The organism is Pseudomonas sp. NA-150, from assembly GCF_044336365.1.
Taxonomy (GTDB): domain Bacteria; phylum Pseudomonadota; class Gammaproteobacteria; order Pseudomonadales; family Pseudomonadaceae; genus Aquipseudomonas.
Genome location: NZ_CP172305.1, coordinates 1,381,740 through 1,394,488, shown reverse-complemented (window position 1 = coordinate 1,394,488; position 12,749 = coordinate 1,381,740). Strand labels below are relative to the sequence as shown.

Genomic DNA, 12,749 nt, shown 5'->3' with positions numbered 1-12,749 from the left:
ACCAAGGAAGCCGTTCCATGCCTGCCATAACGTCCCGCAAGAACAACGATTACATGGCCTACGCCGCCCTCAGCCTGCTGGCCAGCAGCCTTCCGCTGCAAGCGGCTGAAACCGACAGCGATCCGACCCTGAATACCGTGGTGGTCACCGGCAATCGTGGCGGGCAACCGCGCACCGTGGCCGACAGCCCGTCGCCCATCGACGTGATTACCGCCGAACAATTGCAAGCCACCGGCAAGGTCGGGCTCAAGGAAATACTGGCGCGGCTGCTGCCCTCGTTTAACCTGCCAGCGATCAACGGTGGCGGCACCTCGTGGTCGGTGCGCGGGGTGACCATGCGCGGCCTGTCCGGCGATCAGGTGTTGGTGCTGGTCAACGGCAAACGCCGACACAACACCGCGCTGATCAACAACCTGGCGCGGATCGGCACCGCCGCAGTGCCAGTCAACCTCGACCTGATTCCGGTGTCGGCCATCGACCACATCGAAGTGCTGCGCGACGGCGCCTCGGCGCAATACGGCTCGGACGCCATCGCCGGGGTGATCAATATCATCCTCAAGGAAACCGACCACGGCGGCAGTGCCGAAACCAGCTTCGGCCGTTATGGCAGCGGCGATGGCGACACCATTCACCAGACCGCCAACTACGGCACCACGATGCCCAACGACGGTTTCCTCAACCTGGCACTGGACACCAAGGAACAGGAACCTTTCAACCGCACCGGCAGCGCCACCGGCCAGCTCTATGGCACGCCGGGGCACCCTGATCCGCGCGACCAAACTGTCGACCGGCATGGCTGGAACCCGAGTTACGGGCTCGGTCGGGAAAAGGTCACCAACGGCAGCTACAACCTGGAAGTGCCGCTGCAGGACGGCGCGAAGTTCTACTCGTTCTCCACTTTCAGCTACATGGAGACCACCAAGGTCACCGGCAACTACAAACCCAACGACATCACCTCGCTGGCCGGCGATCCGAACACGCCTTACCCCGACGGCATCCACGCCCAGCGCCGCAACCGCACCAATGACTTTCAGGTGGCGGGCGGTTTCAAGGGCGATATTGGCGGCTGGAACTACGACGTCAGCTCGACCTGGGGCGAGGACGATTCGGTGCTGAACGCCGCCAACACCTTGAACCCGTCGTTGGGGCCGACCAGCCCGACCTCGTTCAACCTCGCCTCGCAAATCTTCGACCAGTGGACCAACAACCTCGACTTCAGCCGCAGCTTCAACATCGGCCTGAAGAACCCGCTACAAGCCTCGTTCGGCTTCGAGCACCGCTTCGAACGCTACGAAATCGACCCTGGCGACTTCGACAGCTACACCCCCGGCAACTACGTGCTGCCCAGCGGCCCGTACGCCGGACAAACGCCATTGCCGGGGTTGGCCTCCTACAACGGCACCAGCCCCGCCGACGCCGGCAGCATGAGCCGCAACAACGTCGCCAGCTACTTCGACCTCGGCACCGACCTCACCGACAAGTTGTACGTCGGCGTCGCCGGGCGTTACGAGCACTACACCCAGGACATCGGCAGCACCTGGAGCGGCAAGTTCTCCACCCGCTATGAAATCGCCCCAGGCCTGGCGCTGCGCGGCACCATCAACAACGGCTTCCGCGCACCGTCGCTGGCGCAGACCATCTACTCCTCATCGACCTTCACCTCCGGCGGCGTGGTCAATGGCGAACTGGTGTCGGTGCCCGTCAAAGTGCTGCCGGTGGACACTCCGGAAGCCCAGGCCCTCGGCGCGAAAAAACTCAAGCCCGAGAAGTCGACCAACTACAGCTTCGGTTTCACCTACGAGCCTGTGGATAACTACCGACTGACCACCGACTTCTACCAAATCGGCATCCGCGACCGCATCGTCTCCACCAGCCTGCTCGGCGGGCCAGCCGTGTCGCAAATCCTCGTCGCCAACGGCCTCGCGCCGTCGCTGTACGCGCAGTACTACGCCAACGCCGTCGACACCCGCACCCGAGGCGTGGACATCGTCAACGAGTTCCGCCAGCAACTGGGCAAATACGGGCAAGTGAAATGGAGCGCGGCCTACAACTGGAACCAGACCAAAATCGAACGCATGGAGGCCAACCCATCAGAACTGGTCAGCCTCGGGCCGCAATACCAACTGTTCGACCGCCGCCTGCAAAAAGACCTGACCGTCGCCACCCCGCAGTCGAAACTGATCCTCGCCTCTGACTGGAAAGTCACCGACTACAACGTCAACCTCGCCGTCACCCGCTTCGGCAGCTACACCGAAGGCGACAACAACCCGATCAACGACCGCAAATTCTCAGCCAAATGGATCACCGACCTCGACCTCGCCTACGACCTGAGCAAACACCTGACCGTCGCCCTGGGCGCGAACAACCTGTTCAACGTTTACCCGGATAAAAAGGGCATTCAGGACTGGGCCGGCGCTTATAAATACGGACAGTTCTCGCCGTTCGGGTTTGGCGGGTCGTATTACTACACGCGGTTGGCGTACAACTTCTGAGGCACGCCATGGTTCTGTAGGCGCTGCCGAAGGCTGCGAAGACGCCGGAATCCGCACCGCGTTTTAAGGCCATTCGCAGCCTTCGGCAGCTCCTATAGGGGTGTGGTGTTGCATAGGTTGCGTGCACACCGCCGCTACGGGTACTACTGCATATATCTCCAAAAACATGATGCATATTATTAATATTAGACCACCGCAAAATCACCAAAATACATAATTAGCTTATAACCAAACGATACTTCCAATCCATTTCTTATAGGCATAACTTCAATACCAGACCGACCCCTTTCTCCAGGTGGAGGCCGCTGACTGCCAAACCTTCACCTGGAGCAATACCGCATGTCCCGTTCTAAATACTCTCCATTACTGGACTTGACCGCCGATGTGTTGATCATCGGCGGTGGGCTGGCCGGGACGTGGGCTGCCGTTGCCGCTGCGCGTGAAGGTGTTCGGGTGGTGCTGGTGGACAAGGGTTTCTGTGGCACCAGCGGCGTGACTGCCACTGCCGGACCTGGCCACTGGTGGGTGCCGCCGCACGCCGAGGCCCGTGAAGCGGCGATTGGCAAACGCCTGTCGATTGCTTACGGTCTGGCCGACCCGCGCTGGATGGCCCGCGCCCTCGACACCACCTGGAACAGTTTGCCGAGCCTGGCCGGTTATTACGATTTTCCTCAGGACGAAGCCGGTATTACTCAGTATCGCGGCTTGCGCGGCCCTGAGTATTTGCGTGGCCTGCGCCGTCTGGTGGAGGACAGCGGCGTGACCATCCTCGACCACAGCCCTGCCCTTGAGTTGTTACGCGATCAGCACGGCGTGATTTCCGGCGCGCGCGGCTGGCGGCGTCAGGCTGGGGGCGACTGGCAGGTGCGAGCGAAAGCGGTGGTGGTGGCGACCGGCGGTTGTGCGTTTTTGTCGCGGCTGCTGGGCTGCCATACCAACACGGGCGACGGCTATCTGATGGCGGTCGAAGCCGGGGCTGAGTTGTCGGGGATGGAGTTTTCCAACTACTACGGCATCGCGGCGGCGGGCAGCAGCATGAGCCGGTCGATGGTGTACAGCTTCGGCGATTATTTCGACGAAGCTGACCGTCAACTGCCGATCAACCAAGGCCCGACCTTTACCGAAGACCTGGCCCGCGCGCTGATCGATGGGCCGGTGTACTGCCGACTGAATCGCGTCCCAGAAAATATTCGCCGACAACTGCCGACCATCCAGCCGAACCTGATGCTGCCGTTTGATCGACGCGGGATTGATCCTTATCGCCAGCGCTTCGCTGTCACTTTGCACGCCGAGGGCACCATCCGTGGTGTCGGTGGCCTGCGGGTGATCGACGACAGTTGCCAAACCACCGTACCCGGCCTGTTCGCCGCCGGGGATGCCGCCAGCCGCGAGCCGATTGCCGGCGCGACCTCGGGCGGCGGTGCACAGAATTCCGCCTGGGCGCTGTCGTCCGGGCAATGGGCCGGTCGTGGCGCAGCCCGCCTGGCCCGTGAACGCGCAAGCCAACCGGGCAACCTCACTGGCTTTCAAGGCTTCGGCCTGAACCGCCGCAATGCTGCCACCCCCGCAGATATCCCGAGCTTGATCCAGCGCATTCAGACTGAGGTTCATCCGCTGGACAAGAACCTGTTTCGTTCCGGCGAGCAGCTCAATCGCTCATTGCAGGCGTTGAACTCGGTGTGGGATCAGGTGCGCAGCGCATCGCTGGGCACCGATCAAAACCCGTTACGCGCCCGCGAAATCGTGGCCATGGCGGCGACTGCACGCTGGTGCTACAGCGCTGCCGAGCAACGCCGGGAAAGTCGTGGCATGCACCAGCGCAGTGACACCCCGCAGCAGAATCCGCGTTTCGACGCCCACCTGCGCGTGGGTGGTCTGGACCATCTGTGGAGCCGCTTCGACCCGACATCCAGTGCAGGAGCCGCGGCATGATCGAGTTGATTTATTCCGACCTGTGCAACGGCTGCGGCCAATGCGTCGAGGTCTGCCCGACCAACGCCCTGGCGTTAAGCCCAAGCGGCGCGCCGTCGATTCGCGAGCAGTCGGCGTGCCAGACCTGCTTCCTCTGCGAGCTGTATTGCCAGCGCGATGCGCTCTACGTCGACCCCGACTGCGAACAGCCCCGCGCCCTTGATCCGCAGGCCATACGCGACAGCGGATTACTCGGCCAATACCGCCGCGACTCCGGCTGGAACGAATGGGCCAACGACCCGCGATACCCCAATCAGCACTGGCGCATGGACGGGATTTTCGCCCTGGCGCGCGGTGCCGCAACGACTCTCAAACCTTGACCAAAGGAAGCCCTATGTCATTTCACAGACCGCTACTCACTCGACTGTTGCTGGGCACATTACTGGCGCTGTCCATCGGTCAGACTACCCAGGCTGCCGAGCTGCAACCGTTGCTGGTGGCCAACCAAAAGTCCTCGATCAAGGTGCTATTGCAAGTCTCGGGCGAGTTGAAGAACGTGCCCTACGAGATTCAGTTTTCCGAATTCCCGGCCGCTGCGCCCTTGGGTGAAGCACTCAACGCCGGCGCCGTGGATATCGGCGCCCTCGGCGATGCGCCTTACGTGTTTGCCCTCGGTGCCGGTGCGCAATTGAAAGTGGTCGGGATCATTCACGCCCAGGGCCGCTACACCACCGCGATCCTCGCGCCGAAAAACTCGCCCTTGAACAAGGTCAGCGACCTCAAGGGCAAACGCATCGTCACCACTCGCGGGTCCATCGGCCATTTCCTGGCGATCAAGGCGTTGCGTGAAGCCGGCCTGAAGACCAGCGACGTCAGCTTCATTTACCTGATGCCCAGCGAGTCTCGCCTGTTGCTGGACAGCGGCGACGCCGATGCCTGGTCGACCTGGGACCCCTACACCACGATTTCCATCTCCCAGAATCAGGCCAAGGTATTGGTCAGCGGCGAACAACTGCTGACCAACCACCTGTACCTGGCCGCGACCAGCAAGGCCATTGCCGACAAACGCCAACAGCTTGAGGACTTTGTCGCTCGGGTGGACCGCGCCTACCAATGGACCAACGCCCACCCGGACGAATACGCCGCCGCTCAGGCACAGGTCACCGGCCTGCCGCTTGAGGTGCATTTGTCCGCTGGCGAAGAACACAAAAATGCAGCGCGTAGAGATCAGCGACAGCGTGATCAAGGGCCTGCAAGGCACCGCGGACATTTATCAGGAAGAAGGCATTTTGACCAAACACATCGACGTCTCCCAAGGCTTCGACAAAAGCTTCAACGCAGCACAGGCGCAAGTTTCTCAAGCCGCTCAGTAACCCCACTTTCCGAAACTCGACTGCAGGAGCACGATCATGAGCAAGCAACGTCAACTTAAATTCGGCGCCATGGTTCACGGCGTAGGTCATGGCTGGGGCGAATGGCGCCATCCCAATGCGCAGACCGATGCCAGCGTCAATTTCGGCTTTTATAAGCAGCAGGCGCACTTGGCTGAAGCAGCGAAATTCGATTTTGTGTTCATCGCCGACAGCCTGCACATCCACGAGAAATCCAGCCCGCATTACCTCAACCGTTTCGAGCCGCTGACCATCCTGTCGGCGCTGGCGGCCGTCACCGAGAACATCGGTCTGGTGGCGACGGTGACCGTCAGCTACACCGAACCCTTCCAGGTCGCCCGCCAGTTCGCCTCGCTGGACCACATCAGTGGCGGTCGCGCCGGTTGGAACGTGGTGACCTCGTGGCTCAGCGGCACCGCCGACAACTTCGGTAAAGCCGAACACCCGCCGCACCCGGTGCGCTACCGCATCGCCAAGGAACATGTGGCGGTGGTCAAGGGCCTGTGGGATTCCTGGGAAGACGACGCCTTCGCCCGTAACAAGCAGACCGGCGAATTCTTCACCCCCGGCAAGCTGCATGCGCTGAACCACAAGGGCGAGTTTTTCTCAGTCAAAGGGCCGTTGAATATCTCGCGCTCGAAACAAGGCCAGCCGGTGATTTTCCAGGCTGGAACTTCCGAAGATGGGCGTAACTTTGCTGCTGAAAATTCCGACGCGATCTTTGTCGGTGCCGAGTCGTTCGAGGAAGCCCAGGCTTACTATCAAGACCTGAAGAAACGCGCCAAAGGCTTCGGCCGTGACGCTGATCAACTGTCGATCCTGCCGGGCATCCGGCCGATTGTCGGCCGCGATCAGGCCGAAGTGGACAGCCGTTATCAACAGGCGGTGGAACTGGTCAGCATCGAAGACGCCATCGTCGCGCTGGGTCGGCCTTTCAACGATTACGACTTCACCGTGCATGATCTCGACGCGCCGTTCCCCGACCTCGGTGACTTGGGCGCCAACAGCCACAAGGGCTCGTCGGACCGCATCAAGCAACTGGCCAAGGAGAAAAACCTGACCCTGCGTGACGTGGCGCTGTATTTCTCCCGCCCACGCCGCGAGTTCGTCGGCACCCCAGAGCAAGTCGCCGACGCGATTCAGCACTGGTTCGAAACCGGCGCCGCTGACGGCTTCATCATCAACTCGGTGCTGCCGGACGGCCTGCAATATTTCACCGAGCTGGTGGTGCCTGTGCTGCAACAACGCGGACTGTTCCGCAGCGACTACAGCGGTTCGACCTTGCGCGAGCATTTCGCTCTGGACGTACCGGTCAATCGCAACGCCACGTCGGCCGAATCAGTTGAGGAGGCCGTAGCATGAGCGAATCCCTGAACCGACAGTTGGCCGACCTGCACGCCGAACGCGTCGCCAGCTGGGCAGCGGAAAGCCTGAAGATCAATATCGATCAGCGTCGACACCTGGTCGAAACCGCCGACCATGAGCGCTTTGTCAGGGCCGGCGATCACATAGAGCCCTTCGAACTGCTCAACGTTGACGGGGGAGTGTTGAGCCGCGAGCAACTCATCACTCATGGCCCAGCGGTCTTGATCTTCTTCCGCTTCGCCGGTTGCCCTGCGTGCAATATCGCCCTGCCTTACTACGAACGGCAACTGTTCCCACAGTTGAAAGCGCTGGGCGTGCCCTTGGTGGCTGTCAGCCCGCAAGTGCCGGAAAAGCTGGTTGAGATCAAACAGCGTCACGCCCTGGAACTGCTGGTGGCCAGCGACAAGGACAACGCGCTGGGTCGACGTCTGGGGATTCTCTACAGCTTTGACGACGCCTCGCGTCAGGCGTCGTTGAGCAAGGGCGGCGGTATCGGTGAAGTGACCGGCACCGGGACTTGGGAGTTGCCGCAGCCGACCGTGGTGGTGCTCGATGGCAACGGCGTGGTCGCCTTCGCCGACGTCAGTCCCGACTGGCTGGTGCGTACCGAGGCGGGGCCGATCCTTGCCGCAGTCAAGGCAGCGCTGGCGCAACACACGCTGCCGATCGCGATTTGAGAAGGGAAGATCGATGACGACAACCATCAACCGACGCGCCTTTCTCGGCGGCGCGTCGCTGGCGCTAGGCGCACTGGGTCTGGGGCTCTCGCCCCGGCTCTTTGCCCAGGGCAACGACCTCGCTGGCCTGACTCTGGAGGTCGCCACCTATAAAGGCGGCGACTCCTATTTCAGCGACAACGCCGCCACCGACCAGCGCCCGTACAAGGTCAATTATTCGGAGTTTTCCGGCGGCAATCTGATCGTCGAGGCGTTGGCGTCCGGCAGTCTCGACATCGGTTCGATGAGCGAGATCCCGCCGATCTTTTCGATTCAGAGCCATCGTCAGCCGAAGCTGATCGCGGTGATTCAAGGCGACGTTAACAATCAAGTGTTCCTGATCCCCAAGGACTCAACGCTGGAATCCGTCGAACAACTGCGTGGCAAGCGCGTCGGTTACGTGCGCTCCACCACCTCCCACTACTTCCTGATCAAGGCCCTGAAGGAGCAAGGCCTGTCGATGGCTGACATCAACGCCATCGCCCTGACCCCGCAAGATGGTTTCAGCGCGTTTCAGAGCGGGCAGCTGGATGCGTGGGTGATTTATGGGGTGTTTATCCAGTTGGCCAAGTTCCGCAGCGGCGCCCGTGTGTTGAAAACCGCGCTGGGTTATTTGTCCGGTAACTACCTGATGGCCGCTCGCCCCGCCGCGCTGGAAGACCCCGTGCGACGCCAGGCGATTCAAGACTACCTGCACCGCGAAACCCAGACCCTGCAATGGATCAACAACAACCCCGACGCCTGGGCCGCCAAGTCGGCGCAGTTGCTGGGGGTCGACAAGGCGGTGTTTCTCGACCAGTACAACAACCGCAGCCAACCGTGGAAGGTGCTGGAAGTCAGCGAGCAGGCCATCACTTCGCAACAGGAAGTGGCCGATCTGTTTCACGACGCTGGCGTGTTGAGCGAACGCATCGATGTCACGCCCCTGTGGGATCGGCAGTTCCGGCTTTTATCCACAGGCGCTGGCAGCCAAGGCTGATCAACGGCCACGTATTAAAAAGGAATTCATTGATGAGCCTTTCAACCCTTCGCCCAGCTGTTGCACGACAGCCCCTGAGCGAATCAGCCGAAGACTTCAGCGCGCGACTGGCCAGGCTCAGCGCGATCCTGGCGCAGACCGCCGCTGACTATGACGAAAGCGCTGACTTTCCTCACGACAATTTCCGACTGTTGCATGAACAAGGCCTGACTGCCCTCACGGTGCCCGTCGACCTCGGTGGCGGGGGTGCCGACCTGGCCCAGGCGCAACAGGTGATCAGCGCCGTGGCCAAGGGCGAACCCTCGACCGCGCTGATCCTGGTGATGCAGTACCTGCAGCAGTCACGCCTGCAAGACAATCACAACTGGCCGGCCGCGCTGCGTCGTAAAGTGGCCGAAGACGCCGTGCTGGACGGCGCGCTGATCAACGCGCTGCGGGTCGAGCCTGACCTCGGCACCCCGGCCCGTGGCGGCCTGCCGGCAACCACTGCCCGGCGTACTGCCGAGGGTTGGCGCATCAGCGGCAGCAAGATCTATTCCACCGGCAGTTACGGCCTGACCTGGTACAGCGTCTGGGCCCGCAGTGACGATCCGGACCCGCTGGTCGGCGCCTGGCTGGTGCACAAGGACACGCCCGGGATTCGTATCGTCGAGGATTGGGACCACCTGGGCATGCGCGCCACGTGCAGCCATGAAGTGATTTTCGACAACGCGCTGGTGCCCCTGGAGCATGCCGTCAGCGTCAGCCCGTGGAGCCAACCCCAAGCCGAACTGGATGCCTCGGCCTTGCTCTGGATGTCGGTGTTGCTGTCGTCGGTGTATGACGCCATTGCCCAATCTGCCCGCGATTGGTTCGTCGACTGGCTGGAGCAACGCAAACCCTCGAACCTCGGTGCCGCACTGTCGACCTTGCCGCGCTTTCAGGAAACGGTCGGCCATATCGACACCCTGTTGTTCGCCAACCGCAATCTGCTGGAGTCGGCTGCCAACGGGCATGTCGCGCCGGCACATGCGGCGCAGATCAAATACCTGGTCACCGGCAATGCGATCCGCGCCGTGGAGCTGGCCATCGAAGCCACGGGTAACCCCGGCCTGTCCCGCAACAACCCGCTGCAACGGCACTACCGCAATGTGCTGTGCGGGCGGGTTCATACCCCACAGAACGATGCGGTATTGACCAGCGTCGGCAAGGCCGCCTTCGCACAACGCCAACCGAAAGGACTACGCCCATGAGCCAACTCGTAATCGCCAGCCAACTGGACGAGGACTACAACCAGAGCCTGCGTGAGCGCCTGCCCGAAGCGCGGGTGCTGACGATTGCACCAGGCACGCCTGTCAACCTGCCGTCCGACGTCAGCGTGTTGCTGGCGCGGCCGATCAATGTGCGTGGCTACCAGGCGCCAGAGGTTGCGCCCGAAGGCTGGCCGTACGGACTGAAATGGATTCAGGTGGTGTCGTCGGGCATCGATGCTTATCCAGCGTGGTTTCTGCAAGGTCCACCGCTGACCACCTCACGCGGCAGTGCCGCCGAAAACCTGGCCGAATTCGCCCTTGCCGCGATCTTTGCGGCGGCCAAGCACTTGCCGGATATCTGGGTGCATGATTCGCAATGGCACTTCACCCCGCTCAAGCCGGTGAAAGGCACGACCTTGGGCATCTTCGGCTTCGGTGCCATCGGCCAGAGCCTCGCGAGCAAGGCGTTGGCGCTGGGGATCAACGTGCTGGCGTTACGTCGTGGTGATACCCCGTTGGAAATCGAGGGCGTGAAGGCCGCGCGCGACATTCATCAGTTGTTTGCCGAGTCTGACCATGTGGTGTTGGCAGCGCCCATCACAGCGCAAACCCACCACATCGTCGACCGTGACGTGCTGGGCGTGGCGAAACCGGGACTGCACTTGATCAACATCGCCCGCGGCGGGCTACTGGATCATGAGGCGTTGCTGGAGGCGTTGAATCAGGGACAAATCGGCCTGGCCTCGCTGGACGTCACCGACCCGGAACCGCTGCCCGACGGGCATCCGCTCTATCACCATCCACGGGTGCGTCTGTCGCCGCATACCTCGGCGATTTCCAGCAACAGCCGGCAAGAGTTGATTGAAGGCTTTACCGCCAACCTGCAGCGTTACTTGAATGATCAGCCACTGGAGAATTTGACCGATCCGAAGCGGGGGTATTGATCGCCGATCCATTGTAGGAGCTGCCGCAGGCTGCGATAAGGCCGGCACGGCCCTCCCGATGTCGATTTTTTGCAGCCTTCGGCAGCTCCTACAAGATCGGGTCGGGGTCAATCACAGATTCCGCTCAGGCAGTGGCAGGCTTGTCGGACCGCCACACTGCTGCGAAGGCGATGCATCTGACAACCCTCTGATTTACCTAACCCACAAAAAACGCACAAACAAAAACGCCGCTCTGTTGAGCGGCGTTTTTGTATAAATGGAGCGGGAAACGAGACTCGAACTCGCGACCCCGACCTTGGCAAGGTCGTGCTCTACCAACTGAGCTATTCCCGCAAATGGCGTCCCCTAGGGGACTCGAACCCCTGTTACCGCCGTGAAAGGGCGGTGTCCTAGGCCACTAGACGAAGGGGACGCTGCCCGAAACATACAACGTATGTTCCAGTGTCCAAAACATCACCCGAAGATGCTGCCTTGGTTTCACCAGCCCTGCCCGAGAGCAAGACTGCTTAAAAATGGAGCGGGAAACGAGACTCGAACTCGCGACCCCGACCTTGGCAAGGTCGTGCTCTACCAACTGAGCTATTCCCGCAATGGCGTCCCCTAGGGGACTCGAACCCCTGTTACCGCCGTGAAAGGGCGGTGTCCTAGGCCACTAGACGAAGGGGACACACTACAACTTCACTACTCGTTTGCGCTCCGCTGTGTGCTTTACGCTGCAAGTGGCGCGCATTCTATGGATGCGCAGGCATGTCGTCAACCCCCATCTATAAATATATTTAAATCAATGACTTCGCCTGCTTTACCCTAGACCACCCGTCGTGATCGCGCCTGATTAACCACGCCGTTAGTTTGACGATCCATCCGTTACATCTATCGGCCATTAGCCTTAAGCACTACACTCGGGCAAAACTACCCGAACTACCTGAACGAGGTTTCAACGGTGACACCACTCCTCATTACCTTACTGATTGTTGCCGGCATAGCTGTTCTGATCGCCATCGGCTTCCTCAATCACGTGGCGGAGAAAAAGAAGCTGGAACGGGCTCGCCTCAAGGTAGAACTCGGAGACCGCTTGCGTCGCTGTGGCGAGATCACTGAAACCTTTCCCGGCCAGTTGATGAGCCCAGCCCTCAAGTTGCTGATGACCCGCCTCGAACTGAATGTGGTCACGCGCCTTCTGGCGCTGGATAAAGACAACCAGGAGCTCAAAACCCGCATCGACGAACTGACGGCGCTGGTGGATAAAGGCGAGCAGATTCCGGTCAACAACCCACCCTCTCCGATCCAGACCGAAGCCAAGGCCAAGGATGTGCGCTTCTTGCTGGAAGCCTTGCACGGCCAGGTCACCCGCGCCGCTCACGATGGCTTCCTGGCCAATGGCGAAGCCAAGCACTGGGTCAAGGAAATTCGCCATATCCTGGTCCTGCTGCACATCGAGTTCTTCAATAACCTCGGCCAACACGCACTGTCCCACGATCAACCGGGTCAGGCGCGCCTGGCGTTCGAACGGGGTGTGCAGTATTTACGCAAACAGCCAGAGCCGGCGTTCTATCAGGAGCAACTGACGTACCTGGAAAAACTCCTGGCCCGCTCCAATTCCATGGTCCTGACCAATATCGCACCCGTGGAAGGCGAGGTGAACGAGTTGACCGAAGGTCTGAAGGAAGTCGAGACCGAGTGGAAGAAGAAAGTCGTTTACGACTAAATAGAAGATACACA

The 12,749-nt window shown here is 61.0% G+C and carries 9 protein-coding genes, 4 tRNA genes and 1 pseudogene; 10 read left to right on the top strand and 4 right to left on the bottom strand.

Features of this window, described 5'->3' with window-relative positions; translation table 11 throughout:
* Nucleotides 1-17 precede the first annotated feature (17 nt).
* The 9 genes and pseudogenes from ACF0H7_RS06700 to ACF0H7_RS06660 all read left to right on the top strand — a co-directional run bounded on the left by ACF0H7_RS06700 (nt 18) and on the right by ACF0H7_RS06660 (nt 11,030).
* Nucleotides 18-2,492: a TonB-dependent receptor plug domain-containing protein gene (locus ACF0H7_RS06700; RefSeq protein ID WP_397451999.1), complete on the top strand. Its 2,475-nt coding sequence runs from the start codon at nt 18-20 to the stop codon at nt 2,490-2,492.
* A 339-nt stretch (nt 2,493-2,831) separates the two neighbouring features.
* Nucleotides 2,832-4,424, top strand: coding sequence for an FAD-dependent oxidoreductase (locus ACF0H7_RS06695; RefSeq protein ID WP_397451998.1), 1,593 nt, complete (start codon nt 2,832-2,834; stop codon nt 4,422-4,424).
* Nucleotides 4,421-4,783, top strand: a complete 363-nt coding sequence (locus ACF0H7_RS06690; RefSeq protein WP_397451997.1) for a ferredoxin family protein — start codon at nt 4,421-4,423, stop codon at nt 4,781-4,783. The genes ACF0H7_RS06695 and ACF0H7_RS06690 overlap by 4 nt, the downstream gene beginning before the upstream one ends.
* Nucleotides 4,784-4,797: 14 nt before the next feature.
* Nucleotides 4,798-5,776 (top strand): annotated as a pseudogene (locus ACF0H7_RS06685) (ABC transporter substrate-binding protein).
* 36 nt (nt 5,777-5,812) lie between these two features.
* Complete coding sequence (locus ACF0H7_RS06680) at nt 5,813-7,156, top strand: LLM class flavin-dependent oxidoreductase (RefSeq protein WP_397451996.1); 1,344 nt, start codon at nt 5,813-5,815, stop codon at nt 7,154-7,156.
* A complete protein-coding gene (locus ACF0H7_RS06675; RefSeq protein WP_397451995.1) occupies nt 7,153-7,836 on the top strand; it encodes a peroxiredoxin-like family protein in 684 nt (227 codons plus the stop codon). The genes ACF0H7_RS06680 and ACF0H7_RS06675 overlap by 4 nt, the downstream gene beginning before the upstream one ends.
* A 13-nt stretch (nt 7,837-7,849) precedes the next feature.
* Nucleotides 7,850-8,854, top strand: a complete 1,005-nt coding sequence (locus ACF0H7_RS06670; RefSeq protein WP_397451994.1) for an ABC transporter substrate-binding protein — start codon at nt 7,850-7,852, stop codon at nt 8,852-8,854.
* A 32-nt stretch (nt 8,855-8,886) separates the two neighbouring features.
* Nucleotides 8,887-10,086 carry an acyl-CoA dehydrogenase family protein gene (locus tag ACF0H7_RS06665; RefSeq protein WP_397451993.1) on the top strand — a complete coding sequence of 400 codons (1,200 nt, stop codon included), beginning with the start codon at nt 8,887-8,889 and terminating at the stop codon, nt 10,084-10,086.
* Nucleotides 10,083-11,030 carry a D-isomer specific 2-hydroxyacid dehydrogenase family protein gene (locus ACF0H7_RS06660; RefSeq protein ID WP_397451992.1) on the top strand — a complete coding sequence of 316 codons (948 nt, stop codon included), beginning with the start codon at nt 10,083-10,085 and terminating at the stop codon, nt 11,028-11,030. Before ACF0H7_RS06665 ends, ACF0H7_RS06660 begins: the two co-directional genes overlap by 4 nt.
* Nucleotides 11,031-11,287: 257 nt before the next feature.
* On the opposite strand, the gene ACF0H7_RS06655 is transcribed toward ACF0H7_RS06660, so the two are convergent.
* The 4 genes from ACF0H7_RS06655 to ACF0H7_RS06640 form a co-directional block, all read right to left on the bottom strand.
* A tRNA-Gly gene (locus ACF0H7_RS06655) sits at nt 11,288-11,363 on the bottom strand.
* A gap of 3 nt (nt 11,364-11,366) precedes the next feature.
* Nucleotides 11,367-11,442 (bottom strand) — tRNA-Glu (locus ACF0H7_RS06650).
* 101 nt (nt 11,443-11,543) lie between these two features.
* Nucleotides 11,544-11,619 (bottom strand) — tRNA-Gly (locus tag ACF0H7_RS06645).
* 2 nt (nt 11,620-11,621) lie between these two features.
* Nucleotides 11,622-11,697 (bottom strand) — tRNA-Glu (locus tag ACF0H7_RS06640).
* Between the two features lie 273 nt (nt 11,698-11,970).
* On the opposite strand from ACF0H7_RS06640, the gene ACF0H7_RS06635 reads away from it, so the two are divergent.
* Nucleotides 11,971-12,735 (top strand): hypothetical protein, encoded by a 765-nt coding sequence (locus ACF0H7_RS06635; protein ID WP_397451991.1) that lies wholly within the window; start codon nt 11,971-11,973, stop codon nt 12,733-12,735.
* The last annotated feature ends 14 nt before the right edge of the window (nt 12,736-12,749 follow it).

Coding starts and splice junctions, on each gene's coding strand:
- ACF0H7_RS06660 (WP_397451992.1), top strand. CDS start 10,083: ATGAGCCAACTCGTAATCGCCAGCCAACTGGACGAGGACTACAACCAG.
- ACF0H7_RS06680 (WP_397451996.1), top strand. CDS start 5,813: ATGAGCAAGCAACGTCAACTTAAATTCGGCGCCATGGTTCACGGCGTA.
- ACF0H7_RS06695 (WP_397451998.1), top strand. CDS start 2,832: ATGTCCCGTTCTAAATACTCTCCATTACTGGACTTGACCGCCGATGTG.
- ACF0H7_RS06700 (WP_397451999.1), top strand. CDS start 18: ATGCCTGCCATAACGTCCCGCAAGAACAACGATTACATGGCCTACGCC.
- ACF0H7_RS06670 (WP_397451994.1), top strand. CDS start 7,850: ATGACGACAACCATCAACCGACGCGCCTTTCTCGGCGGCGCGTCGCTG.
- ACF0H7_RS06665 (WP_397451993.1), top strand. CDS start 8,887: ATGAGCCTTTCAACCCTTCGCCCAGCTGTTGCACGACAGCCCCTGAGC.
- ACF0H7_RS06690 (WP_397451997.1), top strand. CDS start 4,421: ATGATCGAGTTGATTTATTCCGACCTGTGCAACGGCTGCGGCCAATGC.
- ACF0H7_RS06675 (WP_397451995.1), top strand. CDS start 7,153: ATGAGCGAATCCCTGAACCGACAGTTGGCCGACCTGCACGCCGAACGC.